This is a genomic window from Synergistaceae bacterium, from assembly GCA_021372895.1.
Lineage (GTDB): Bacteria > Synergistota > Synergistia > Synergistales > Synergistaceae > JAJFTP01.
Map to the genome: position 1 here is coordinate 1 of JAJFTP010000020.1, position 23,751 is coordinate 23,751.

At 49.5% G+C, this 23,751-nt stretch carries 16 protein-coding genes and 1 tRNA gene; 6 read left to right on the forward strand and 11 right to left on the reverse strand.

Features of this window, described 5'->3' with window-relative positions; translation table 11 throughout:
* The 7 genes from LLF78_02095 to rpoB all read right to left on the reverse strand — a co-directional run.
* Positions 1–126: GTP-binding protein (locus LLF78_02095; GenBank protein ID MCE5201292.1), on the reverse strand; the 126-nt coding region annotated here is incomplete at its 3' end.
* Positions 127–178: 52 nt separating this feature from the next.
* Complete coding sequence (gene fusA / locus LLF78_02100; protein ID MCE5201293.1) at positions 179–2,245, reverse strand: elongation factor G; 2,067 nt, start codon at positions 2,243–2,245, stop codon at positions 179–181.
* Positions 2,246–2,296: 51 nt separating this feature from the next.
* Positions 2,297–2,767, reverse strand: coding sequence for a 30S ribosomal protein S7 (gene rpsG, locus LLF78_02105; protein MCE5201294.1), 471 nt, complete (start codon positions 2,765–2,767; stop codon positions 2,297–2,299).
* A 28-nt stretch (positions 2,768–2,795) separates the two neighbouring features.
* Entirely contained in the window at positions 2,796–3,167 is a 372-nt protein-coding gene (gene rpsL / locus LLF78_02110) for a 30S ribosomal protein S12 (GenBank protein MCE5201295.1), read from the reverse strand.
* A 33-nt stretch (positions 3,168–3,200) separates the two neighbouring features.
* Positions 3,201–3,449, reverse strand: a complete 249-nt coding sequence (locus LLF78_02115; protein ID MCE5201296.1) for a ribosomal L7Ae/L30e/S12e/Gadd45 family protein — start codon at positions 3,447–3,449, stop codon at positions 3,201–3,203.
* Between the two features lie 138 nt (positions 3,450–3,587).
* Complete coding sequence (gene rpoC / locus LLF78_02120; protein ID MCE5201297.1) at positions 3,588–8,588, reverse strand: DNA-directed RNA polymerase subunit beta'; 5,001 nt, start codon at positions 8,586–8,588, stop codon at positions 3,588–3,590.
* A gap of 8 nt (positions 8,589–8,596) precedes the next feature.
* Complete coding sequence (gene rpoB, locus LLF78_02125) at positions 8,597–12,289, reverse strand: DNA-directed RNA polymerase subunit beta (protein ID MCE5201298.1); 3,693 nt, start codon at positions 12,287–12,289, stop codon at positions 8,597–8,599.
* Between the two features lie 383 nt (positions 12,290–12,672).
* On the opposite strand from rpoB, the gene LLF78_02130 reads away from it, so the two are divergent.
* Both LLF78_02130 and LLF78_02135 read left to right on the forward strand, forming a co-directional pair.
* The gene (locus tag LLF78_02130) at positions 12,673–13,947 is read left to right on the forward strand and encodes a 6-phosphofructokinase (protein ID MCE5201299.1); all 1,275 of its coding nucleotides are present in this window, start codon (positions 12,673–12,675) and stop codon (positions 13,945–13,947) included.
* A 288-nt stretch (positions 13,948–14,235) separates the two neighbouring features.
* Positions 14,236–14,547, forward strand: a complete 312-nt coding sequence (locus LLF78_02135) for a hypothetical protein (protein ID MCE5201300.1) — start codon at positions 14,236–14,238, stop codon at positions 14,545–14,547.
* 52 nt (positions 14,548–14,599) lie between these two features.
* Here LLF78_02135 and mprF read toward each other — a convergent pair whose 3' ends face one another.
* Positions 14,600–17,149, reverse strand: a complete 2,550-nt coding sequence (gene mprF / locus LLF78_02140; GenBank protein ID MCE5201301.1) for a bifunctional lysylphosphatidylglycerol flippase/synthetase MprF — start codon at positions 17,147–17,149, stop codon at positions 14,600–14,602.
* Positions 17,150–17,660: 511 nt separating this feature from the next.
* A tRNA-Leu gene (locus LLF78_02145) sits at positions 17,661–17,747 on the reverse strand.
* 282 nt (positions 17,748–18,029) lie between these two features.
* On the opposite strand from LLF78_02145, the gene LLF78_02150 reads away from it, so the two are divergent.
* From LLF78_02150 to thiS, 3 genes are read left to right on the forward strand one after another with little or no spacing between them, the layout of a single operon-like run.
* Positions 18,030–18,419, forward strand: a complete 390-nt coding sequence (locus tag LLF78_02150; GenBank protein ID MCE5201302.1) for a 4Fe-4S binding protein — start codon at positions 18,030–18,032, stop codon at positions 18,417–18,419.
* A gap of 21 nt (positions 18,420–18,440) precedes the next feature.
* Positions 18,441–20,621 (forward strand): aldehyde:ferredoxin oxidoreductase, encoded by a 2,181-nt coding sequence (locus LLF78_02155; protein ID MCE5201303.1) that lies wholly within the window; start codon positions 18,441–18,443, stop codon positions 20,619–20,621.
* Positions 20,622–20,645: 24 nt separating this feature from the next.
* Positions 20,646–20,843, forward strand: coding sequence for a sulfur carrier protein ThiS (gene thiS, locus LLF78_02160; GenBank protein ID MCE5201304.1), 198 nt, complete (start codon positions 20,646–20,648; stop codon positions 20,841–20,843).
* 295 nt (positions 20,844–21,138) lie between these two features.
* Here the strand turns inward: thiS and LLF78_02165 are convergent, their stop codons facing one another.
* On the reverse strand, positions 21,139–21,642 hold the full coding sequence (locus tag LLF78_02165; GenBank protein ID MCE5201305.1) for a QueT transporter family protein: 504 nt from the start codon (positions 21,640–21,642) through the stop codon (positions 21,139–21,141).
* A gap of 104 nt (positions 21,643–21,746) precedes the next feature.
* Here LLF78_02165 and LLF78_02170 point away from each other — a divergent pair, with 104 nt between their 5' ends.
* A complete protein-coding gene (locus LLF78_02170) occupies positions 21,747–22,742 on the forward strand; it encodes an NAD(P)-dependent glycerol-3-phosphate dehydrogenase (protein MCE5201306.1) in 996 nt (331 codons plus the stop codon).
* Between the two features lie 24 nt (positions 22,743–22,766).
* Here the strand turns inward: LLF78_02170 and LLF78_02175 are convergent, their stop codons facing one another.
* The gene (locus tag LLF78_02175; protein MCE5201307.1) at positions 22,767–23,492 is read right to left on the reverse strand and encodes an NAD-dependent deacylase; all 726 of its coding nucleotides are present in this window, start codon (positions 23,490–23,492) and stop codon (positions 22,767–22,769) included.
* Positions 23,493–23,751: the final 259 nt, after the last annotated feature.

Genomic DNA, 23,751 nt, shown 5'->3' on the forward strand with positions numbered 1-23,751 from the left:
CGCTCCGCCGCGCCTCGCAAGAGTCTTCGTTATCGCCGCCGTGAGCGTAGTCTTGCCATGGTCGATGTGGCCTATGGTGCCTATGTTCAAATGCGGCTTATTGCGTACGTATTTCTCTTTTGCCATTACAATCTTGCCTCCTTCTGATATCCCTGTCTATATAATTATATTTCTAACGCTAGCCCTTAAGGAGCTCTTCCGCAACGCTCTTCGGAACTTCTTCATAATGGTCGAAACTCATCGTGTAGGAAGCTCTTCCGGAAGTCTTGCTTCTGAGGTCCGTAGCATATCCGAACATCTCCGCAAGGGGGACGAACGATTTAACTATGCGCGCATTAGCCCTGACTCCCATTTCCGCGACCTTGCCGCGGCGTGACGAAAGATCACCGATGACATCGCCCATATATTCTTCAGGGACCACTACTTCCACATTCATTACAGGTTCCATAAGAACCGGTGATGCCTTCCTGATTGCCTCTTTAATCGCCATCGACCCTGCTATGCGGAATGCCATTTCGGAACTGTCAACTTCATGGTAGCTTCCGTCAACGATCGCAACCTTTATCCCAATGACGGGATATCCGCCAAGCACTCCGTTGTCCAAAGCCTCGATTACACCCTTCTGTGCGGCAGGGATATATTCCTTAGGCACAGATCCGCCGACTATCTTATCTTCCCACACGAAGGCTGTTCCATCTTCCGTAGGTTCAACTTCAAGCACGACGTCCCCGTACTGCCCCTTACCACCGGACTGCCGGACAAACTTACCCTGCGCCCTTGCCGGTTTGCGGATCGTTTCCCTGTACGCGACCTGAGGACGCCCTACCTTGACTTCAACATTAAACTCCCTGCGCAGTCTATCGACTATTATCTCAAGATGGAGCTCTCCCATGCCGCTTATCAGCGTCTGCCCGGTATCTTCATTTACGGAGACACGGAAAGTAGGATCCTCCTCAGAAAGTGCTTCCAAGCCTTTTGCAAGCTTGATCTGATCCGCCTTGCTCATCGGCTCTACTGAGAGAGAGATAACAGGCTCCGGGAACACCAGATTTTCAAGGAGTACCGGGTATTTTTCATCGCATAGAGTATCTCCTGTGCGAACCTGTTTTAGTCCGGGTATTGCTACTATAAGACCCGCCTGAGCACTGTCCAGCTCTTCACGCTTGTTGGCATGCATGCGGAGTATTCGTCCCACACGCTCTCTGCGCCTTGTATTAGTATTATAGATCGACATCCCGTTTTCAATGCTTCCGGAATAGATCCTGCAAAACGCAAGCCTGCCGACAAACGGGTCCACCATGATCTTAAATGCAAGCGCCGCGAAAGGAGCGTCATATGAAGGATGGACCTCAATTGCCTTGCTGGCATCATCCGGATCCACCGCCACTATGGGCGGCATATCAAGCGGACTTGGGAGATATGCGACAACTGCATCGAGCAGGGCCTGAACACCCTTGTTCTTGAAAGCCGAACCGCAAATAACAGGAACAATATCAAGGGCAATAGTGGCTTTTCTGATAGTCCTCTTAATAATGTCGGCCGGAACTTCCTGTCCTTCGAGATATAGATCCATCATCTCATCATCATAGTCGGAGAGATTTTCGATCATCTCGTTCCTTGCAGTCAGTGCCTCTTCCGCAAGTTGTGGAGGTATCTCTGCAGAATGAAACTCCGTTCCAAGAACATCATCATAAATGATAGCCCTCTGAGCAACAAGGTCTATCATTCCGACAAATCCATCTTCGACACCTATTGGTATCTGAATTGGAACGGCTCTTGCCCCAAGTCGCCTGTGCATCTGCTCGACAACCGAGAAAAAGTCAGCTCCGACCCTGTCCATTTTGTTGACAAATGCAATCCTGGGGACCCTGTATTTGTCAGCCTGACGCCATACAGTCTCAGACTGGGGCTCTACACCGCCAACCGCACAGAAGACGGAGACCGCCCCGTCCAGCACTCTCATAGAGCGCTCTACTTCTACGGTAAAGTCCACGTGCCCGGGCGTATCAATAATGTTAATAAGGCAATCTCCCCAGAAACAGGTAGTCGCAGCAGAGGTGATCGTGATCCCACGCTCACGCTCCTGCTCCATCCAGTCCATAGTAGCTGCGCCCTCATGAGTTTCTCCGAGTTTATGCTTACGGCCTGTATAGAACAGAATACGCTCTGTCGTCGTTGTCTTCCCTGCATCTATATGCGCAGCTATTCCTATGTTGCGCACTTTACTCAAGTCGATGCCCTGCATCGTCAACACCACCAAACTGATATCTTGATAAAACTTATTATTCTGATCCCGCTACCAACGATAATGAGCAAACGCGCGGTTTGCTTCCGCCATGCGATGCGTGTCCTCACGCTTCTTGACTGAACCGCCGTCTCCTTTACAGGCATCCGTTATCTCGCGTGCAAGCCGTTCCACCATCGGGATACCCTTACGTGAGCGCGAATAGCCGATGATCCAGCGGATCGCCAGCGCCTGCGCCCTCTCCGGATCAACCTCAACGGGGACCTGATATGTGGCTCCTCCGACCCTGCGCGGACGTACCTCTACGAGCGGACGAACGTTCGCCATTGCTTTTTCAAATACATCTGCAGGCTCCATACTGAGCCTGCTTCCTGCCAGATCCAGTGCTCCGTACAAAATTTTCTCTGCCGTGCTCTTTTTTCCACCGAGCATGAGGCAATTGATAAACTTTGCTATTGCGGGGTTCGCAAAAACTGAATCGGGCGGCGTTATACGCTTTTTTACATGTCCCTTGCGTGGCATTAGGACCAAACCTCCCTTTAAATTCTAGTTATTTAGGTCTGCGAGCACCGTAGAGCGAACGGCTCTGACGACGATTTTCGACGCCGCCGCAGTCAAGAGTCCCTCTGATTATGTGATAACGCACACCGGGCAAGTCCTTTACACGTCCGCCGCGGACAAGCACAACAGAGTGTTCCTGAAGATTATGACCGACGCCCGGGATATAAGCTGTAACTTCGATCCCGTTAGTAAGGCGCACACGCGCTACCTTACGAAGAGCAGAGTTAGGCTTCTTTGGGGTCACCGTATAAACGCGCGTACATACGCCGCGGCGCTGCGGATTCTCCTGAAGCGCAGGGGCGCTTGAACGACGCCTTTTGTCTTCCCTGCCGTTACGAATAAGCTGACTGATTGTTGGCAAATAGCTCCCTCCTTCCCTTATTTATATTTCTTTCTACTTTTTAAGAAGAGCTGCCGCTGCCGTCTTCCTTGCAATGGCACATGCTCTCCCTAACTGCATTGAATCCTCCGCCCACTCAATGGGCACTCCGCCTGCTTCCGCCGCCCTTGTGATCTCCTTCAGCAACGCCGGATCGGCTTCTTTGGACAAGAAGACCTTTCTTATACAGCCTGCCTTTAGATTACGGAGAACTGAGTTGATGCCTGCTATTCTTTCCTCTGTTGCCAGTTCGTACAAAGGCACACGAACACCTCCTGTGCAAAGGCGCACCAGAGTATAATAACAGCGGAAGCACTCAGTGTCAATAATCACATCTGCATCCGCTGTTATTTTTTTACAAAAGAAATATTTTACGTATTTTCGCCTATTTTGATTGGGATATCATCCTTGCACTGCCGGTACTGTCTCCGGTTTAGCTGAGATGCTTGCGGACACCTCTGAGACCTCCACTTTTCTGTATCTTTCAATGCCTGTTCCAGCTGGTATCAAAAGCCCTATTATTACGTTTTCCTTGAGTCCGACAAGGTTGTCCACGTCTCCTCTTACAGCCGCCGCAGCCAATACCTGTGCCGTCTGCTGGAACGATGCTGCGGACAGGAAGCTGTCTGTAGCGAGCGCGGCCTTTGTTACACCGTGAACGACCGGACGCCATTGCGGCTCTTCCCTGAGCCTTCTTACAAACGACACCCTCTGGATGAGCTGTTTGTGATCCGAGGCTGCCTGCTTGGGTCTGACAGTAATGTTATCGGAGGCAGCAGAAGCGAGTTTGTCAAGGATATCGCTGTTTATCTCGAGCCCGGCTTCTGCAATGACATTGCCCTTCTCGTCCTTTACTGTCTCAAGCAGGATCTTGCCAAGAGCCTTTTCCGTAAGGACCTGCCTGATTATTTTCTCCCTCGTGATTATGCTTCCTTCGCTCTCGATACCGGAAATAGTTCCTTCAACTATCCCGCGTACTATTGAGCCGTCTATCACATGGGTTATATTTTCTATTACCTCTCCGTCTGAATTGATGGCCAAAGAGAGAGGCTGCCCGAAATAGTGCTCGATCAGGACATGGTGCATCGCGTCGGTCAGTCTGATGTGTTCGGGAGATTTCCAAAGCTTTATCTGCTTTATATCATTGCTGCTCAGTATCTTTATTGCATCAGCGTCCACTATACTGTCCATTGGGATAAGCACTTTGCCATCTTTCTCAACTTCTGCAGCGAACCATGCAGCATCCTCGCTGTCATCCAAAACATTCGTGTCCCTTACGATAAGCGGCTGTGGCGGCAATGAAACTATCTTCGCAAGGTCGGCAGACGAAAGCCTTGTCCCGGCCTTCAGAAGCACTTCGCCTGTATGTGGATCTTTGAATTCATTGATAAGTTCATAGCCGTCTATGCTTCTTCTAAAACTTGCGTCTCCTATTATAACGCGAAGCTCACCTGTTTCGTCTCCTACGATAATCTCACCGGTTACTCCGCCCGGCTGGATCATTCCGGCAAGTTGCTCGCGGGAGATGCTGTCCCGATCGTGCTTTTCATCATTGCCAAGCCCTGCGGGAAGCGCGATAAGCTTATAACCTGAAAGGAACTCATATGACTCGTCAAGGGATATCCTGTTGTGTTCGCGTATTGCTTCGATGCTCTCGTCAAGATCCTCTTTCCACACAAGTTCTCCGGACACGAACGAACTGTCACCTTCCTCTATGACCCTGACCCGGTTAACAGGTGCGACCTTGCGCAGTATAGTCTCTATATGTTTGTCGTTGATCGAAACACCCTGGGAGCGGTAAACTTCCTGAATACCGTCAAGAAGATAATGCTGCACGGCCTCCAGCCCTTCAACCTCAAGAAGCTGCTGTGGGTCGATATATCCCTCTGTTAGGATCATGCCTTTTGTTATAGTGCAGCCTTCTTTGATTCCGGAGAGAAGGTTCTGCGATGCCGGGATGTTATAAGATATCTTATCCTCGGCTCCGTCTTCTCCAGGAACGCCGATTATAAGCTTCCGTTTGCCGTCCATCTCTCTGATTTCAAGAAGTGTGCCGTCAACTTCAGCCAGTATGGCTACTTTCTTTGGACGGCGGACTTCAAACAGCTGTTCGATCCTGGGAAGACCCTGTGTTATGTCCTCTCCGGTGAACTGGCGCACACCGCCGGTGTGGAAGGTACGCATAGTGAGCTGCGTTCCGGGTTCGCCTATAGACTGAGCTGCGACTACTCCTACAGACTCTCCTATGGCAACTTTTTTACGGGTCCCAAGATCACTGCCGTAGCAAGCGCGGCATATCCCGTGCCGCAGACCGCAGGTAAGCGGACTGCGCACCCAGACAGAATCAATACCGAGTGATTCAATAAGTTTAGCCTTTGCCTCAGTGATCTCTTCGTCCCTTACAAGAAGAGGTTCTCCGGTTTTCGGATCAGGAACATCACTGAGACTTATGCGTCCCGCAAGGCGCTCCGACATCGGTATCGTGGCCTTACCGTCCTGCTGAAGCAGCGGACGGATCTCCACCCCATGATGTGTGCCGCAGTCCTCGTCCATAATGATGAGATCCTGTGCCACATCGACGAGACGGCGGGTCAGATATCCCGATTTTGCCGTACGGAGAGCAGTGTCGGCAAGGCCTTTTCTTGCACCGTGGGTGGATATAAAGTATTCCAGGGTATTGAGCCCTTCCTTAAAATTAGCGACGATAGGATAACGAATGATACGTCCGGACGGATCTGCCATCAGACCTCGTATACCGGCCATCTGCGCAACCTGTCCGCGTGAACCTCGCGCCCCGGAGTCGACCATTATGCGCAGCGGATTTGTGACGTCCATGCTCTCCATGATCTTATCCGCGATCCTGCGTCCTGCGTCAGACCAGAGGATATCCTTCTGGCGCATATACTCATCTTCTGTCAAAATACCCATTTCATACTGGGAGGTCAGATCCTCTTCATGAATAAGCGTCACATCAAGTATTTCTTTTTTCGCCTTGGGTACTACTATGTCTCCGACTCCAAGGCTGATGCCGCTTTGTGTTGACCAGCGGTAACCGAGAGTCTTAATCTCATCCAGCATATTGACAAGCCCTGTCTGCCCGACTTTATCATAAGCAGTGTCCAGAAGGATCCCCATCTGCTTTTTGTTGATAGTTTCATTAAGGAACCTGAGATCCGGGTGAAGAGCGCAGTTAAAGAGCACCCTGCCTGGCGAAGTCTCGATCCACTTACCGTCTATCGTCTCACATATCCAAGAAGGATCCGCCTTGAGTTTTATCTTGGAGTTGACATGGACTATGCCGTGATCAAGGGCCGACATCACATCTTCACTGTCCCTGAAGTAATGTCCTTCTCCCTGGAGCCCGTCCCTCATCGTAGTCAGGTAGTAGACCCCGAGAATAATATCCTGAGTCGGAGTGACAACTGGTTTTCCGCTTGCAGGCGACAGCAGGTTATTAGACGATAACATGAGAACTCTGGCCTCTGTCTGCGCTTCAAGCGAAAGCGGGACATGGACAGCCATCTGGTCACCGTCAAAGTCAGCGTTAAAAGCCGTACAGACAAGCGGATGGAGACGTATGGCCTTGCCCTCTATCAGGACAGGTTCAAAAGCCTGGATCCCAAGTCTGTGGAGCGTGGGCGCACGGTTGAGCATAACGGGATGGTCCTTGATTATACCTTCAAGTATGCCCCATACCTCGTCGCGGCCTCTTTCAATGAATCTGCGTGCACTCTTTACGTTCGGAGCAAGGCCGCTTTCGACGAGCTTATGCATGACAAAAGGCTTGAACAGCTCAAGTGCCATCTGCTTCGGAAGACCGCACTGGTATAACTTGAGATGCGGACCGATTACAATGACGGAACGGCCTGAGTAGTCTACACGCTTTCCAAGCAGGTTCTGACGGAAACGCCCCTTCTTGCCGCGCAAAAGATCTGTAAGGCTTTTGAGAGGTCTGTTGCCGGCCCCAAGCACTGCCTTGCCGCGGCGTCCATTGTCGATCAGAGCATCAACGGACTCCTGGAGCATCCTCTTCTCATTTCTTACAATTATCTCAGGCGCCTTCAGCTCCTGGAGTTTACGTAGACGATTATTGCGGTTTATGACCCTGCGATACAGGTCGTTGAGGTCTGACGTGGCAAAACGTCCCCCATCGAGTTGGACCATAGGACGGAGATCAGGCGGTATTACTGGAAGGACAGATAGCACCATCCACTCCGGAAGGCTGTCGCTTTTGCGGAAATCTTCTGCCACCTGGAGTCTCTTTATCAGCTTCCGTTTTTTCTGGCCCGAGCATTCGGCGATCTCTTCCCTGAGTGATGTAACGAGAAGATCTATATTCATCTGTTCCAGAAGAGTATATATTCCTTCCGCGCCTATTCCGGCACTGAATGCCTTATCATAGGCGGAGCAGATGCTCTTTTCACGCTCAAGGATTATATCTGACCTCTCAAACGGTGATTCGCCGCCGTCTATGACAATATAGCAGGGATCCTCCAGGGTCTCTGTTTCTTCGATAGTATGGAACCGTTTTGGATATTTCTGATTGTACAGTCTGTACTCGCTCTCTGATATTACGTCGTTCTTTACAAAAGGAAGGTGGACGACGGATGTCACACAAAAAGCTTCCTGATTATTTATTACAGCACGCACAGACTGCAGCGCAACATCAGCGTCAAGCATACCCTTTACCTTTGACTCCGGCACTATGGTGCTGCTGCCCTGCTCCTCGTCATCCCGGAAGATGCGGTATGCGGGTTCCGCCTTGAAAAGCTCGTCCCCATAGTCAGTTCTGGCGCGGCTGACCTGGCTTGCAGTGATAACATCGCCTTCGTCAAAAGGGATCTCTTCAACTTTTGTGATCCTGAATGCTTCTTCGGCCTTGAATTTAGGGTCGTAGAAACGGTGGATACGCTCTTCGGATGCAGAGAGAAGGGTCCCCCTGCGTGCGAGGTCTATCCTGCGGCCTTCGCTGACCACTTTATAGACCTTCTCCCTACGGCGTGTCGGAGCAAAATAAACTACCTTTTCAAGTTCCTTTGTAGATGCTCCAAGAAGCAGGCTGAGCCTGCTCGGTATTCCGCGAAGATACCAAATATGAACAACAGGGGCGGCAAGCTCAATATGTCCCATCCGTTCCCTGCGCACGCGGTTATCTGTGACCTCTACGCCACAGCGGTCACAGACGACGCCACGGAACTTGGGGCCGCTGCGTTTGTACTTTCCGCAGGCACATTCATAACTCCTTGTAGGCCCAAATATACGTTCGCAGAAAAGTCCGTCTTTCTCCGGACGCAGGGTCCTGTAATTGATCGTTTCAGGTTTCTTCACTTCTCCGCTGGAGAGTTCCCTCACCCTTCCGGGAGAAGAGAGTTTCATCCTTACTCCGGTAATCTCATGATTCAAGTTGGCCATTAGATATCATCATCCCCCTGCTTGTCAGCCTTTGGGTTTATAGCACTGAAAAGCTCTTCATCCGGTTTAAGCAATTCCGCCTCTTCTTCGGCGTCAGTTTCGTGAAGCTCAAGTCCGCTGTATTCAACGGCACTTTCATGGAAGATATCCGAGGCTAAGATCGATTTACTGATATTTCCAGGGCCGAAGATCGCATCTATATCGTCGATCGTCGAATCTGGCTTGAATGAGACATGACGCGGCCCCTTTGCCTCATCCTCGTCGTCGCTCAGCACGAGCTCCCCAAATGAACCGTCTGAATACTTTATTTCAACGTCAAGCCCAAGTCCCTGAAGCTCTTTAATAAGGACGCGGAAGCTTTCAGGAACGCCAGGCTTCGTCAGGTTCTCACCTTTTACAATGCGTTCATAGGTCTTAAGACGGCCTCTGATATCGTCTGACTTCACAGTCAGCATCTCCTGCAGCATGTGTGCCGCGCCGTAGCCTTCAAGTGCCCATACCTCCATTTCACCGAATCGCTGCCCTCCGAACTGTGTCTTTCCTCCAAGGGGCTGCTGTGTGATAAGGCTGTATGGTCCTATTGAACGTGCATGGATCTTGTCGTCCACAAGGTGAATAAGTTTGAGCATGTACATGACTCCGACTGTAACCTTGTTGGCCATTGGCTCTCCGGTACGTCCGTCATAGAGAGTTATCTTGCAGTCATCCCTCATCTCCGGATATTTTGTTTCCTGTATTTTTTTGATATGGGGCAGAATGTCTTCGGTTGTAGCTGATTCAAATACAGGAGTGACGACCTTCCATCCATTCTGCATTGCGACAAAACCCAGAGTAGTTTCAAGCACCTGCCCAAGGTTCATCCGGCTGGGAACACCTAGGGGGTTCAGAACAACGTCAACCGGGGTACCGTCCGATAGGTATGGCATATCTTCCTCTGGCATAATCCGGGAGACAACGCCTTTGTTCCCGTGGCGTCCGGCCATTTTGTCCCCTTCCGTTATCTTACGGAACTGTGCGACATAGACCTTCACTACCTCGTTGACCCCAGGGCTCATATCCTCGCTGTTCTTCTCACGGCTCAGGCGCTTAATTTCGACTACCTTGCCGCCTTCCCCATGAGGTACCTTGAGGCATGTATCCCGAACTTCACGGGCTTTTTCTCCGAAAATAGCGCGAAGGAGCTTCTCTTCAGGCGTCTGGTCCGACTCACCCTTTGGAGTAACCTTGCCTACCAGGATATCCCCTGCCTTGACCTCTGCGCCAACCCGGACTATGCCATCCTCGTCAAGGTTCTTCAGTGCGTCCTCTCCGACATTCGGGATGTCCCGCGATATCTCTTCCGGTCCGAGCTTGGTGTCGCGCGACTCAACTTCATATTCTTCTATGTGTATGGATGTATAGAAGTCTTCCTTGACAACCTTCTGACTCAGCAGGATGGCGTCTTCAAAGTTATAGCCCTCCCATGAGACAAATGCGACGAGCACATTGCGCCCCAGCGCAAGTTCTCCCTCGTCGCACGCCTGTCCGTCGGCGATCACTTCATCGGCATCGACCCGCTGCCCGTGGGTTACAATTGGCTTCTGGTGGATCACAGTCCCCTGGTTTGACCTTCTGAACTTCGGCATGGAATATGTATCAGTCTCGTTATCATCCGTAGTAATCTCTATGCGGTCAGAGTCGACATACGTAACCGTTCCGCCTCTGCGCGAAACAGCGCAGGAACCGGAGTCTTTTGCAATACGGTGTTCAATGCCGGTACCGACTATAGGTGAATCAGGGAATACCAGCGGAACTGCCTGACGCTGCATGTTTGAACCCATAAGCGCACGGTTCGCATCATCATGCTCCAGGAATGGAATAAGCGCCGTAGATATAGAGACTATCTGCTTTGGCGATATATCCATGAATTCGAGCTGTTCAGGCAATATTTCTATTGTGTTGTCATGGTGTCTGACGTAGATTCTATTTCCTCCGTCCGTAGGCAGCACGCGACCGTCATCCGATATGGGCGTGTCTGCACGTCCGATGTAGTACTCATCCTCGTCATCAGCAGAAAGATAGATGATCTCGTTCGTGACCCTGCCTTCAACGACCCTTCTGCGAGGGCATACAAGGAATCCGTATTCATTGATCCTCGCAAACGTAGCAAGTGATGTTACAAGCCCAATGTTTGGACCTTCTGGCGTTTCGATCGGACATATACGCCCATAGTGAGTATGGTGGACATCTCGCGCTTCAAATCCGGCGCGTTCCCTGCTCAGGCCGCCGGGGCCGAGGGCAGACAGACGACGTCTGTGCGTCAGCTCTGCAAGAGGGTTGGTCTGATCCATAAACTGAGACAGCTGGCCGGAACCGAAAAATTCGCGAAGCGCCGCGGATATTGGACGCACGTTGATAAGGTCTTTCGCCATCGCAGTAGCAAGATCCGGAGTTGTGGTCATCCGTTCCCTTGCGATGCGTTCCATACGCAACAGGCCTATGCGGACCTGATTCTGCAGAAGTTCGCCGACTGCGCGCACCCTGCGGTTCCCCAGGTGGTCAATGTCGTCAACATGTTCATTGCCGTCACGAAGATCGATAAGACACTTGATTATGGCTACAATATCCGTCACGGTCAGCAGCCGCTCAGTGCTTGGCATGTCAAGGGCCAGGCGCCTATTTATCTTATAGCGGCCGACCCTGCCCAGGTTATATCTGCGTGGATCAAAGAAGATCCCCGAAATATATTCCCTCGCGTTTTCCATACGAGCCGGCTCATTCGGCCGCAGCTTGCGAAACAGCTCAAGCATAGCGGCATCAGGAGTTTCCGTGTTATCACGCTCGATCGTTGCCGAAATAGCCGGATCTGCATCCCAAACCCAGACCTTCGTGCGTCCGTGGTTCCACAGCACTTCAAGGTCCTCTTTGGTCAGCCTCTTGTTCTTGGGTATTTCGACTGAACCTTCGCCTTCGCTTGAAACAATAGCCTCGGCAAGCAGCATACCTCTTACATCATCTTCGACAAGGTCTCTTTCTACCTCTTTAGCCCCGAAGAGCTTAAGCAGCTCTTCGGTAGACTGTATGCCAAATGCTCTGAGCATCATCGTTACAGGGATCTTCTTACGGTTATCGATCTTTACCGAAAGGACTTCGCCGGGAGCAAGGTCAAATTCTATCCATGCGCCGCGGTCAGGAATAAGTTTGGCAATAAACGATTCCTGTCCGGGAATACCAAGTTCTGCGGTGTAATATACACCGGCGGACCTGGCAAGCTGATTTACTACAACACGCTCTGTACCGTTGACAATAAAGGTTCCCCGTTCTGTCATCGCGGGAAAATCACCCAGATAAATTTCCTCTTCCTTAATTTCGCCTGTTTTTCTGTTCGCCAGCCGAATAGTCGCACGGAGCGGTCTCGACCATGTAAGGTCCCTGCTGCGTGCCTCATCCAGACTTATGGTGACAGGATCGACATAATACCTGACAAATTCCAGTGCAAATGAGCCGTCATAACTTTCGATGGGAAAGACTTCGTCGAACAGCTCCTGCAACCCTTGCGAATTGCGCATATCAGGATCCGTATCAGCCTGAAAAAACCACTGATAGGAGTTACGCTGCACTTCGACAAGGTCCGGAAGCTCAATGAGATTCTTTTCTTTTCCGAAAACCACACGGCGCTCAAATGCCTTACCTGAAGGAGTTCTTACCTGCATGGGAGCAACCTCCCTGAATGGAGTATTTGGTGAGAATGTACAATCGTACAAATGGGTATTATAGCAAAAAAGCGACACCTGTCAACCGACAGGTGTCGCCTGTTTTATCAAATAATACCGTCCGGAGGATTATACAGCTGCCTGAAATCAGACCATCCCCCATATATCGGGCTATAATCACAGGCGCACAGTTTAAGATATTCACCGCTGTCTGCCTGGTGTTAATTCCAACCGAAGAGAATTATAACATGAAATCTGATATATTCAAGATTCAATTCAGCAGTTTCAATTCAGCAGTATTTTTTATAGCTATGAGAAGCTTTGGTTTTACATGTGATTTCATGATAGAATTTTACAATATCACTATCGGGAGGTATGCCATCATGACTACTCCAGTGCGAAATGTTCTTGCCATTGTCTGCGGAGGCGGTCCTGCTCCGGGGATCAACAGCGTAATAAGCTCTGTTACCATCGAAGCTAAAAAATCAGGTTGGGAAGTGTACGGCATATACGACGGGTTCTCCAACCTTGTTAATGGAGAGAAAAAAATCATCGCACTCACAATAGACATGGTGAGCCGAATCAACGCCGACGGCGGGAGCATCCTCCGTATTTCACGGTGCAACCCCACAAAGAACGAAGAATCTCTACGTAATGTGGTGAACTCACTCATAGAGTTGGGGGTCACCCATCTTGTCACCATAGGAGGGGACGATACAGCCTATACCGCCTCTCGTATAGCATACTACGCGAAAAATAGCCTAGGCATTACCATAAGTTTCGTCCACGTGCCGAAAACCATTGACAACGACCTCCCGCTTCCGGATGGGATCTCCACCTTCGGATTCGAAACAGCGCGCGCCCTTGGAGCCCAGATCGTCTCAAGCCTCATGGAGGACGCCAAGACTACCGGACGGTGGTACCTCGTAGTAACGATGGGCCGCGTATCCGGTCACCTGGCTCTGGGCATAGGAAAGAGCGCGGGGGCAACTATCACCGTGATCCCGGAAGAACTGCCCCGGAATGAGAAAATTCCGCTCTGCCTTGTTGTCGACATAATTACAGGGGCCATAATCAAACGTCTTGCTGCGGGGCGAAACTACGGAGTAGCGGTAACAGCGGAAGGACTCATCGAAAAAATCCGCATCGAGGATCTGGAAGCAGCTGCCTGTCTTGAGTGCGACGAGCACGGTCACATCCGCTACGCGGAGATCAATTTCTCTGATGTGCTAAAGAAGGCACTGCTGAAAAATCTCTCTTCGCTGGGTATCAAGATGACCGTCAACAACAAAGAGGTAGGTTATGAGGTCCGGTGCGCGCCACCAAACGCTTTCGACATCGAGTACACCAGAGATCTCGGCTACGCCGCATTTGATTTCCTCAGAAACGGCGGGACAGACGCGCTCATTTCAATCCAGAACAACAGGATAGTCCCCATTCCCTTCGATGAAATAATGGATCCTGTCACCAAAAAGACCAGGATACGCACAGTAAATACCGAGTCCATAAAATACCGCATCGCGCGTGAATACATGATACGTCTGGAAAAAAAGGATTTCAAACCTGGTATTGAATTTGAAAAACTGGCTGCAGCAGCAAAACTGTCACCAGAGGATTTCCGGAAACGTTTTCAGTACGTAACAGAGCTATCGGGTTAAAAATACAAACTCAACTTTCCCACCGTCTTTCCCGCATGCTTTTGATCAGGAAGGACACTGTTCCTCGAAAGAGGGACATAACAAATCACCATAGTGACTGAACTATTTCGAGTGCGTTTCGAGATCGGGAATCCAGTATGTTGGTATGATACGAGCGACTTAAATATTTTGAGGGACTGGTTCTCCGCTAAAAAACATTTAGAGAAGACGAAAAACAGAGGTTTTGAATCCACTAGTAGCAAGAGTTGGGAAAGTTGAAATACCAATATTTTACGCTAGATATGGAGAATGTACAAAAAAGAAGGATACAGTCTTCGTGCAATCATGAAGAGGACCGGCTGTCACTACGAAACTGTCTCCAAATATCTGGACATGGAAGATTTTGACCTGCCTATCTACAAGACAGACAAAAAGCCTTCCAGGCTTGGCCAACTTAAGCCAGTAATAGACCAATGGCTAGAGGATGACGTGGAAGGACAGAGATATACCGGTCTGAAATCGGCGATGGCGGCAGGATCCCCCCGGAGTTGCATGGCAGAAGCACAAAGTACATTTCATGCGCATATGAATGGGCAAATAGAAGCCTTAGGCAGGATATAGAAATATGGTAATTTCAGCATAACAATAACTGCTTTCAGGTACGACTGTCTTATTATTTCTTTATTCCTTTAGGCCCCTTTGAGATGAGCACTGCTGCCGTGGCAAGGACAGAGGGCAGCGACAGTTCATGCGGCACTGCCAGATACCTTGGTTCCCAAATCGGGTGATATTTTTCCTTGTAAAGCCTCAACCCCTGAAAATTATAGAAGATATTGCCGTGTTCATAGAGCATCTCTGCAGTCCTGCTCCAAAGCGAACCGTGAGGTCCGCTGGTAATGCCTGAAAGAGGCGCCATACCCAGATCAAAATACGCGAACCCTTCTGCTTTGGCCCATAATATCGTATTAAGGAACAGGAATTCCATAGTATCGGCTGGCGCGTTATCGCAGTGGCGCATAAGGTCAAGCGAGAGTTCATTCTTATCCGAACTTGTCCAAAGATTGGTAAATGCCTGAATTTCACCTTGCCGTTCCACTATGGCGACCTTAAACTGCCGGATATATTCCTCCCTGAAAAACCCGAGAGAAAACCCTTTCTCCCTACCCTGTTTTGATTTAAGCCACTGATCCGATATTTCCCTTAACCTTGGAAGCACAGAAGGGACATCTTCAGAAGGAATAACGCGGAATGAAGAACCGTCTTTTGCAAGTTTCCTCAGAGTATATCTCTGGGCATGCCATTCATGTCCATGATCAAAGGAAAGGCCCTCAAGCGGCACCCGTCCGCTTTCACCTATTTTTACCAGCACAAGTCCCTGTTCTATATAAAGCGGCAACTCACTGTCTGTCACCTCATAAAAGACTACCTTTGCCCCATTCATAGCAGCATGTTCACGAAATGACCATATCAGATCCCTGAATTCTTCTTGATCGCCTACAGGGTCTCCCATTGCAAACCAGTAGGATCCCTCTTCAGCAAAAAATATCATCGATTTTCCTGAGGGGCTGAAGCAGAAGGATTTGTCTCCAAGAAGCGCAAGGGCTGCCGATGCCTGATCTGAAGCCATCACTATGTCGCGTGCCTTTTCCATATCATCATCCGACGGGATAAGGACAAATTTGGATCTTGCACGGAAAAGTTTCCACAGACATAGGAAAAGGACCACAATCGACAATGACACGCTGGCCCTTAAAAACCACGGAGCTTTCCCTGACAGTGCGAACTTCCATATACTCTGGCTGGCAAATTCTCCGTGCTTATGTGAGAAATAGCCGAGCCATGCAGCCGATGCCATTACCAAGCCAACAGGCGGCATCCAGGCTAATGACAGGCCTGAACAGAACAGCCTTGAATCCCTGTCAAAATATTTTCTTGTAGCGACAAGAGGGATAAGCAGTATTGTTATAAACAGGGCCTCTTCGTAATCGAGCCCTTTCATCAGAGAAAGCACGATCCCCGCTCCAAGCAGCACTGTAGTTAGAACCCATGCTATACGGAGCCTCCTTCTTATCCCCTGGGCAAGAAGCAGGATCGCAATTCCTGAAAGACTGGACAGAAAATTTGAAAGTTCAAGAACTTCAAGCGGAAATAATTCCTTCAATACAGAAAGACGCTCAGGCAGACCTGGCGTTGCACTGGAAAAAAGCAGGACAGTTCCTGAAAGGAAGACACCAAGCGACAGTATCTGAGGATATATGGCAAGGAATACCTTTCCTGCACGTGCCGTGACATTTTTCGCACTCCTGCCAAAAGAATAAAACTGGCGCCAACCCAGAAGAATAACAGAAAGACAAAGGGGAAGCAGATAGTAAATGATCCTATAGACAAGCAGTGCACCAATAAGATCAGGACCTGAGTACCATGGAGAAAGCATAACTATCAGAGTTGAGTCAAGCACTCCAAGTCCACCAGGAATCTGGCTCAAGCTGCCCAGAAGCACAGAAATCACATAGCAGCCGATGAAATGGAAAGATGTTATGCCACTGTGGGGCAACAATGAAAAAAGCACTAACGAAGCGCAGAGAAAATCCAGAAGCGATATTGACATCTGTGCAAAAAAATATCCAAGCGGCGGCAGCGATATGTCATATCCGAAAAGACGCACACTCTTGCCTGACCAGCTCAAAAATCCGGACAGAACGACAAAAGACACAAGAAGTAAACCTGGGATCCTGCCCCATACCTTCAGAAGCGGTATTTGTGCAATTATTCCTGCCGGTTCTAAAAGTAAGAGGACACCTAGGATACCTGCCGAACCAAGCCAGACGGAGAGACTGCAGAAAGCAAGTATTTTGGCAGTTTCAGAAGCGCTGAGCCCATAACTGCTGTATATCCCATAGCGCGACGAACCTCCGGTCAGCAATGACATCCCTAAGTTGAATGAAAGCACATTGCTGATGAATGATACAAACGCTATCCTTGACCATGACAGGGCTTTCCCTATATAGCGGAGGGCCAGTGCATCGTTCAAAGTAAGGACGGCATAGTTAACAAACATGAATACCAACGACACGATCAGTCTGTACCAAGGAATAGAAGCCACTGCCGCACGGATATCCTCAAACCTGTACTGCGAGAGCTCTGTATGAATAAAATATAGCGTAATTGCCGTGATGATCAATCCGATTGCCGGCACTATTTTTCTGCTGCGAAGAAATTCCATCATAAAACCTCCAAAACAACTCCAGCATCCTGATCCGACGTTAAATTTCACAACATAACGGCAACCCGTGCAAAATATCAGATACGCTACGGACACACCCAATTACATCCGTCATTTTAGCATAAGACGATTCAGAGGCATAAAAAATTCATAAACATGCCTGTCAGCAACAATTCAGAAAAAAGAGCAGCCTTTATTGCAAGCATAGCCGTAATAAAATTGTTTGTAAGCATCAAACATCTGCCAAAGGATAGAGGAAAATACTTCTGCTTTCCTTTAAGCCTCAAGCTTTTTTTGATGCTCCTGAAAAGATCCTGATTTCTCTTTTCTGAAGTTGTGGGAGCAGGTCTTTAGGAACAGCTGGCGAAAGTAAAAAAATGCCTCCGGATAGAGTAAGTTGGATGGTGATTTGGACAAAGAAAAAGCCCCCATAAAATACTCTTTTGCACAGCAAGCATTTATGAGGACATCTAGGACAGTGAAATCAGTCTGTGTGAATTTATTTACCTGTTGGTGTCGAGGAGGGGAATTGAACCCCTATGGGCGTTAGCCCACTGGATCCTGAATCCAGCGCGTCTACCAATTCCGCCACCCCGACAAACATTAGAATTACCTCTGTGCAACGCAGAGGATTCTATCAGTTCCTTCTTTATTTTGCAAGATGTCAAATTAATTTTTGTTGTTGGTCAGAGATACATAGCATTTCTTTGAACAAAAGTGCGCAAAAATGACTTTTGCATAAAAACCCCGTGGATCAAGAACGCATAACTGTACAATATGTGATAAAATTTTCACATTGGGGAAGGGTTCCATACAATATATCCTTTGATGGAAAACTTAAAAACATTTACATATTCAGGAGGGATTTTGTGTGAAAGTAATGCAGGTAAATGCGGAAAAGTGTGTGCAATGCGGGGAATGTATGGCCGCTTGCTCTAAAGCGTATTTCAAGGAAGAATCGCCGGAGTTTTCACGAGTTAAGGTAAACAATACAGCCGGCTTAGCCAACATCAACATCTGCTCACAGTGCGGCGCGTGTATAGGCGTCTGCCCGACAGAGGCGCTTGTGCGTGATGCAAACGGTGTTGTACAGGTCCGCAAGGACAAGTGTACATCGTGTCTTATGTGCGTTGGTTTCTGCCCGTCGGCAAGCATGTTCTTTGAAGGTTCAAAACAGACAGAACCTTTCAAGTGCATCGCATGCGGCATTTGTGCCAGAAAGTGCCCTACTGGCGCCCTTCAGCTTATTAACGTACCGGAAGCAAAGTAAGAAGGAGTGACGACTATGGAAATGAAACCAATGAAACTTCTATCTGAATGGTCATACGAGCCGGCAAAGATCCACCGCGGTTACTCAAAAGAGACTCTTTATGTGGGACTTGGCAACAAGGACGGCAACTACAAATTTGAGAAACGTCCCGTATCCGAGGACATGATTGAAAAGTTCACAGGCGGGCGCGGTTTTGGACTGCGGCTCCTCTGGAACGCAGTAAAAGATACTACGAAGTGGAATGATCCTGAAAATGAAATAGTAATAGCAGGCGGTCCGTTCTGCGGGATTACACAGTACCCTGGTGCAGGGAAATGTTATTCCGTCTTCCTTTCCCCCGCCACTAAACAGACATATAATAGCAATGCCGGCGGATACTTTGCCCCGTTCCTCAAGTTTTCCGGTTTCGATGCCATGGAGCTTCAGGGCAAAGCGGACAGGCCGGTCGTTGTATTTATTGACGGTGACAATTTCAAAGTACAGATTTTCGAATCAACTCTCAAAGATATCAATGCATACCACGTCTCTGAAGAACTGCATGAATACTTCTCAAAGGATGAAGAGGACAAACGTACCATCTCTGTTGTCTCATCGGGTATCGGCGCAAGGACGACCTACATTGCCGGCATGAATTTCAGCTTCTACGACGTGCGCCGCAAGGCGGTACGACTGAAGCAGGCAGGACGCGGAGGCGGCGGTTCGGTCCTCTGCGATAAAAACGTTGTTGCCCTTGTAGTAAAAAGGACTCACTTCACGGGACTTGAGAACGATCCTGCTGACGTCTCTGTAATTCAGAGAGCAGGGGCAAGCCTCCATAAGCGTATCCACGACAACGACGATGCACAGTGCAAGATGCGCTCAGTCGGGACCGCACATCTTACAGAAATCATGAACGACTACCAGCTCCTTCCGGTCAACAACTATAAGTTCGGAAGTCATCCTGATATTGAAAATATAAGCTCACGCTCGTACATTAAGCTCTTCACACAGGGCATGGCCGACGGATGCTGGTACGGCTGTTCGCTTGCATGTGCCAAGGCCGTAGATCATTTCCCGCTGCAGACCGGACCGTGGAAAGGCAAAGAAGTCATAGTAGACGGACCCGAATATGAAACAGCAGCCGGGTTAGGCTCGAACCTCGGAATATTCGATCCCTTCTGGACGATAGAGGCAAACTTCTACGCTGACAACTACGGCCTTGACACTATCTCGCTCGGGACCGACATGGCATGGGTCTGCGAGTGCTACGAACTTGGTTTGATCAACAAAGAAGATACCCACGGCCTTGAATTGAATTTTGGAAATAAAAAGGACATTATGGAACTGATCCACCGCATCGCACATGGCACAGACGAATTTGCGGTAGCGTGCGGCAAGGGTATCGAAGCGGCACGCGAATACTTTGCGGAACATTACGGATCAGACATGGCGACAATGAAAAAGATAGGCATGGTTTGTCAGGGGCTTGAAGCTTCCGAGTACCGCTGCCAGGAATCCATCGCACAGTGGGGCGGCTACTTCCTCACACTGAAAGGACCGCAGCATGACGAAGCCTGGCTGATCTTCATGGATATGGTCAACAAGCAGCTTCCAACATTCGAAGACAAGGCGGAAGCCCTCTTCTTCTTCCCCTGTTTCCGTCTATGGTTCTCGCTGCAGGGACTCTGCAAGCTCCCGTGGAATGATATTGAACCTGTCGACAACGGCATCAAATACAAGGGGATCGAAGCAGCGCGCGTTCCAGAGCACCTTAAGAATTACCTGGACATTTTCGAAGCTATCACAGGCAAACCGCTGTCACAGGAAGGCATGATACTTCAGTCCGAAAAAGTCTATAATTTCGAACGGATATTCAACCTCCGCATGGGCAAAGGCACAAGTGAATTCCATGTCGCACCGGATCGTGGACTTGGCCCTGTGTGGGAAGATGAGTGGAACGCTCGCCCCGAGTATTTTGACGAAAAACTGAAGGAATTCGGCGAGAAGATCGAGGGGCTTTCAGTCAAGGATAAGATCACTTTGCTCCAGAAGCATCGCCGTGCACAGTGGGAACAGCTCAAACTTGCGGTCTACAAGCGCCGCGGCTGGAATAAGAACGGTATCCCGACGCTTGATACGGTCAAACGTCTTGGCATAGACTACCCCGACGTGATAGAGCTTCTGAATAAGCACCTTAAACCTGAAGACGAATTCGAGAATTAACAAATTAAGGAGAGATCCCGCGCAATGATCACAGTCAATGGGAACCAAGCGCCATGGGAGGAAGGACTGACCGTACAGAAGCTCCTGGACAGAGAAAAGTTCTCTTTTCGTATGCTCTCAGTCTGGATCAACGACAGCGTTGTGGAAAAGAAAGATTTTGCTGTGAAACTGATCCCTGACGGTGCAAAGGTACAGGTGATCCACAACATAAGCGGAGGCTAAATAAGGGCCTGGGCGAAAAAAAAAGTCAAAAGGGCGGGACCCGAAAAGATCCCGCCTTTTTGTATTTTTATGAATGCAGTCATGATCCTTCATCTCACTGACCGCGCTCGCAGGGACTCTTATGAGTAATTTCATGCCGCCTGTAGTCATAAGCGTGCTGAATATAGCAGTCGGCATGCTGCTGATTTGTTTCGGGGTGAGGATCGCTTTAAAGAAATAAATAGACGCAAAGGACTCAGATCCGGATAGCACTGATAACTATTTATCCATAGTCAGACTATTGTTTTACTGGTTATTATCTTATCACCCAGTGTCCATTCGGCTTTTCCCTTTTCGACAGCATCGTAGTATCAAAAATTTTCGTACGACTGAGAAACCTGCACAGAGGGATACCCAGCCCGAAGCATATGACAGACTGGCTGGCTCCGATGTACAGCATCGAAAGGCAGACCGGCGTCTCTGTTATGACCGCGAGATAGCCGCCTACGACAACCGCGTTTACGACAACAGGCGGAACAGCGGCAAGGTACATGTTGGGCATCTTGTGAGTAAGCCATGCGGCCAAGAGTGTCGCCGCGCTTCCGAAGATCACATCTATCAATCCGAAGCCGCCCATGAAATTAGATAAAAGACAACCTATAAAAAGCCCCGGGATTGCTTCCGGCATGAAGAAAGGAAGCAGCGTGAGAGCTTCCGCGACACGAAACTGAACGGGGCCGAAGGAGAGCGGCGCAAGGGCAAGTATCAGTCCGCCGTAAAGCGCAGCGATCATCGCAGAGAACGCCATTTTACGCATCATCGTCGAAACTCCTTTCAGCATATGGACATTGCTGGTATTATAGCCGTAACGGGTTATAACGGCAGTAAAATTTTACACAAAATATAACCGGAGGGGAATCCTTAATGAATATAACTATACTTGGGGCGGGAAGCTTTGGTACTGCAATGGCAAAACACCTTGCGGGGCTGGGGAACTTTGTCCTTATGTGGACAATGAATAAGGAACGATCTGAGTCTATTAATATTTTAAGACGCAACACATCCTGCTTCAGGGACACGGTACTGCCGGAAAACATAAATAGTACCATTGACATAGGGGAAGCCCTTTCTTTCTCAGACCGGTTCATCATGGCAATACCCGCGCAGTCCGAGCGCGAAGTCTGTGAAAAGATTTCGGCGGCTGGTCAAAAAAGCGGTCACATGCTGAACCTCGCAAAGGGCATAGAAATAAGCACTGGCCGTCTGTTGCATCAGGTCCATGAGGAGCTTTGCCCACAGCTTACATATTCCGCACTCTCCGGACCAAGCCATGCGGAGGAGGTCCTTCTGCAACTGCCGACCGCCGTAGCCGTTGCCTCTTATCACGAAGGTGAGGCCGAGAGCTGGCAGGTACTGCTCAACGGCAATAACTTCAGAGTCTACACTACGGATGACGTTGTAGGCCTTGAGGTCGGCGGAGCCACAAAAAATATCTATGCGATCGCAGCAGGCATATCAAAGGCTATGGATCTCGGAGACAACGCAATTGCTGCAATCGCATGCCGCGGTCTAGCCGAAATAATGAGGTTAGGACACAAATTGGGGGCGTCGCCGCTCACACTGTCAGGGCTCGCCGGAGTTGGGGATCTCATGGTAACGTGCTACAGCATGCACTCGCGCAACTTTCGCCTGGGACTGGCGATCGGAAGCGGCAAGACGCTTGACGAAGCGATCGCTGCTCTTGGGCAGGTCGCCGAAGGAGTGTACACTGTACGCGCGATCGTTGAAAACAGCAAGAAATTCGACGTTGAGATGCCCCTGGCAGAGGGCGTCTACAGGGTGCTCTACGATGGCGAGTCACCGGAGACGCTTCTGCAAGAGTTTTTTGCAAGGCCCCTTAAACCGGAAATGCGCTTCTGACAAAACGCGGCCCAGGGGCCGCGTTTATTTTATATATTCTGATACCTTCTGTAGATATGCCCCTATGCTCTCGTGAACGACAAGGTCTGCAATATGGTCGAGCGGGGTAACGTCTCTATTGATAATAACTAACTTGGCGCCGCATCTTTTCGCTTGACGCGGGAAGTGGTTTGCAGGCGATACCACTAGCGACGAACCAAGTACTATGAATGTATCGCAGTTTGAACTCCATTCGTCGGCACGGGCAAGGGGTTCTTCCGGCAGCATCTCGCCAAAAAGCACTACGCTCGGACGCAGCCTTCCGCCGCAGTCACAGCTTTTCCCCTCGAGGAACATCTGTTTGTCCCATATTTTCCCGCAACAGTGACAACGCACTGGCTCAAGGCTTCCGTGCAGTTCCGCCACGTTTACAGACCCGGCTTTCTGGTGCAGCCTGTCTACGTTCTGCGTTATAACGCCCTCTACATAGCCATCCTTTTCCCATTCTGCGATAAGTTTATGTCCTATGTTCGGCTGGACGCTCTCAGGGATGTACAAGCGAGCCTTGTAAAACTCAAGGAAACGGTCATAGTTCCGCTCAAGGGCGCCAACAGATGCAAGCTCAGTCGGGTCAGCCTGCGACCATATCCCGTCTTTGGAACGAAAGTCCTGCAGCCCCGACTCAGTACTGAGTCCTGCGCCGCTGAAAATAACCACTCTTCCTTTTTTTATCTGTTCCGCAAGCCATCTTGCTCCGCTTTCTACGTCCATAAAGATCCCTCCCGTCAACATCATTTTTAACTCAACTTTCCCACCTCTTGCTGCTAGTGGATTCAAAACCTCTGTTTTTCGTCTTCTCTGTATGTTATTCAGCGGAGAACCAGTGGCTCTAAAATATTGAAGTTGCTGGATTCCCGATCTCGAAACGCACTCGAAATAGTTCAGTCACTATGGTGATTTGTTATGTCCCTCTTTCGAGGAACAGTGTCCTTCCTGATCAAAAGCATGCGGGAAAGACGGTGGGAAAGTT

Bases quoted from the DNA above. Each gene is read 5' to 3' on its own strand.
- fusA (MCE5201293.1), bottom strand. From the start codon at position 2,245: ATGCAGGGCATCGACTTGAGTAAAGTGCGCAACATAGGAATAGCTGCG.
- rpsG (MCE5201294.1), bottom strand. From the start codon at position 2,767: ATGCCACGCAAGGGACATGTAAAAAAGCGTATAACGCCGCCCGATTCA.
- rpoB (MCE5201298.1), bottom strand. From the start codon at position 12,289: ATGCAGGTAAGAACTCCTTCAGGTAAGGCATTTGAGCGCCGTGTGGTT.
- LLF78_02130 (MCE5201299.1), top strand. From the start codon at position 12,673: ATGACTACTCCAGTGCGAAATGTTCTTGCCATTGTCTGCGGAGGCGGT.
- LLF78_02135 (MCE5201300.1), top strand. From the start codon at position 14,236: ATGTACAAAAAAGAAGGATACAGTCTTCGTGCAATCATGAAGAGGACC.
- mprF (MCE5201301.1), bottom strand. From the start codon at position 17,149: ATGGAATTTCTTCGCAGCAGAAAAATAGTGCCGGCAATCGGATTGATC.
- LLF78_02150 (MCE5201302.1), top strand. From the start codon at position 18,030: ATGCAGGTAAATGCGGAAAAGTGTGTGCAATGCGGGGAATGTATGGCC.
- LLF78_02155 (MCE5201303.1), top strand. From the start codon at position 18,441: ATGAAACCAATGAAACTTCTATCTGAATGGTCATACGAGCCGGCAAAG.
- thiS (MCE5201304.1), top strand. From the start codon at position 20,646: ATGATCACAGTCAATGGGAACCAAGCGCCATGGGAGGAAGGACTGACC.
- LLF78_02165 (MCE5201305.1), bottom strand. From the start codon at position 21,642: ATGATGCGTAAAATGGCGTTCTCTGCGATGATCGCTGCGCTTTACGGC.
- LLF78_02170 (MCE5201306.1), top strand. From the start codon at position 21,747: ATGAATATAACTATACTTGGGGCGGGAAGCTTTGGTACTGCAATGGCA.
- LLF78_02175 (MCE5201307.1), bottom strand. From the start codon at position 23,492: ATGGACGTAGAAAGCGGAGCAAGATGGCTTGCGGAACAGATAAAAAAA.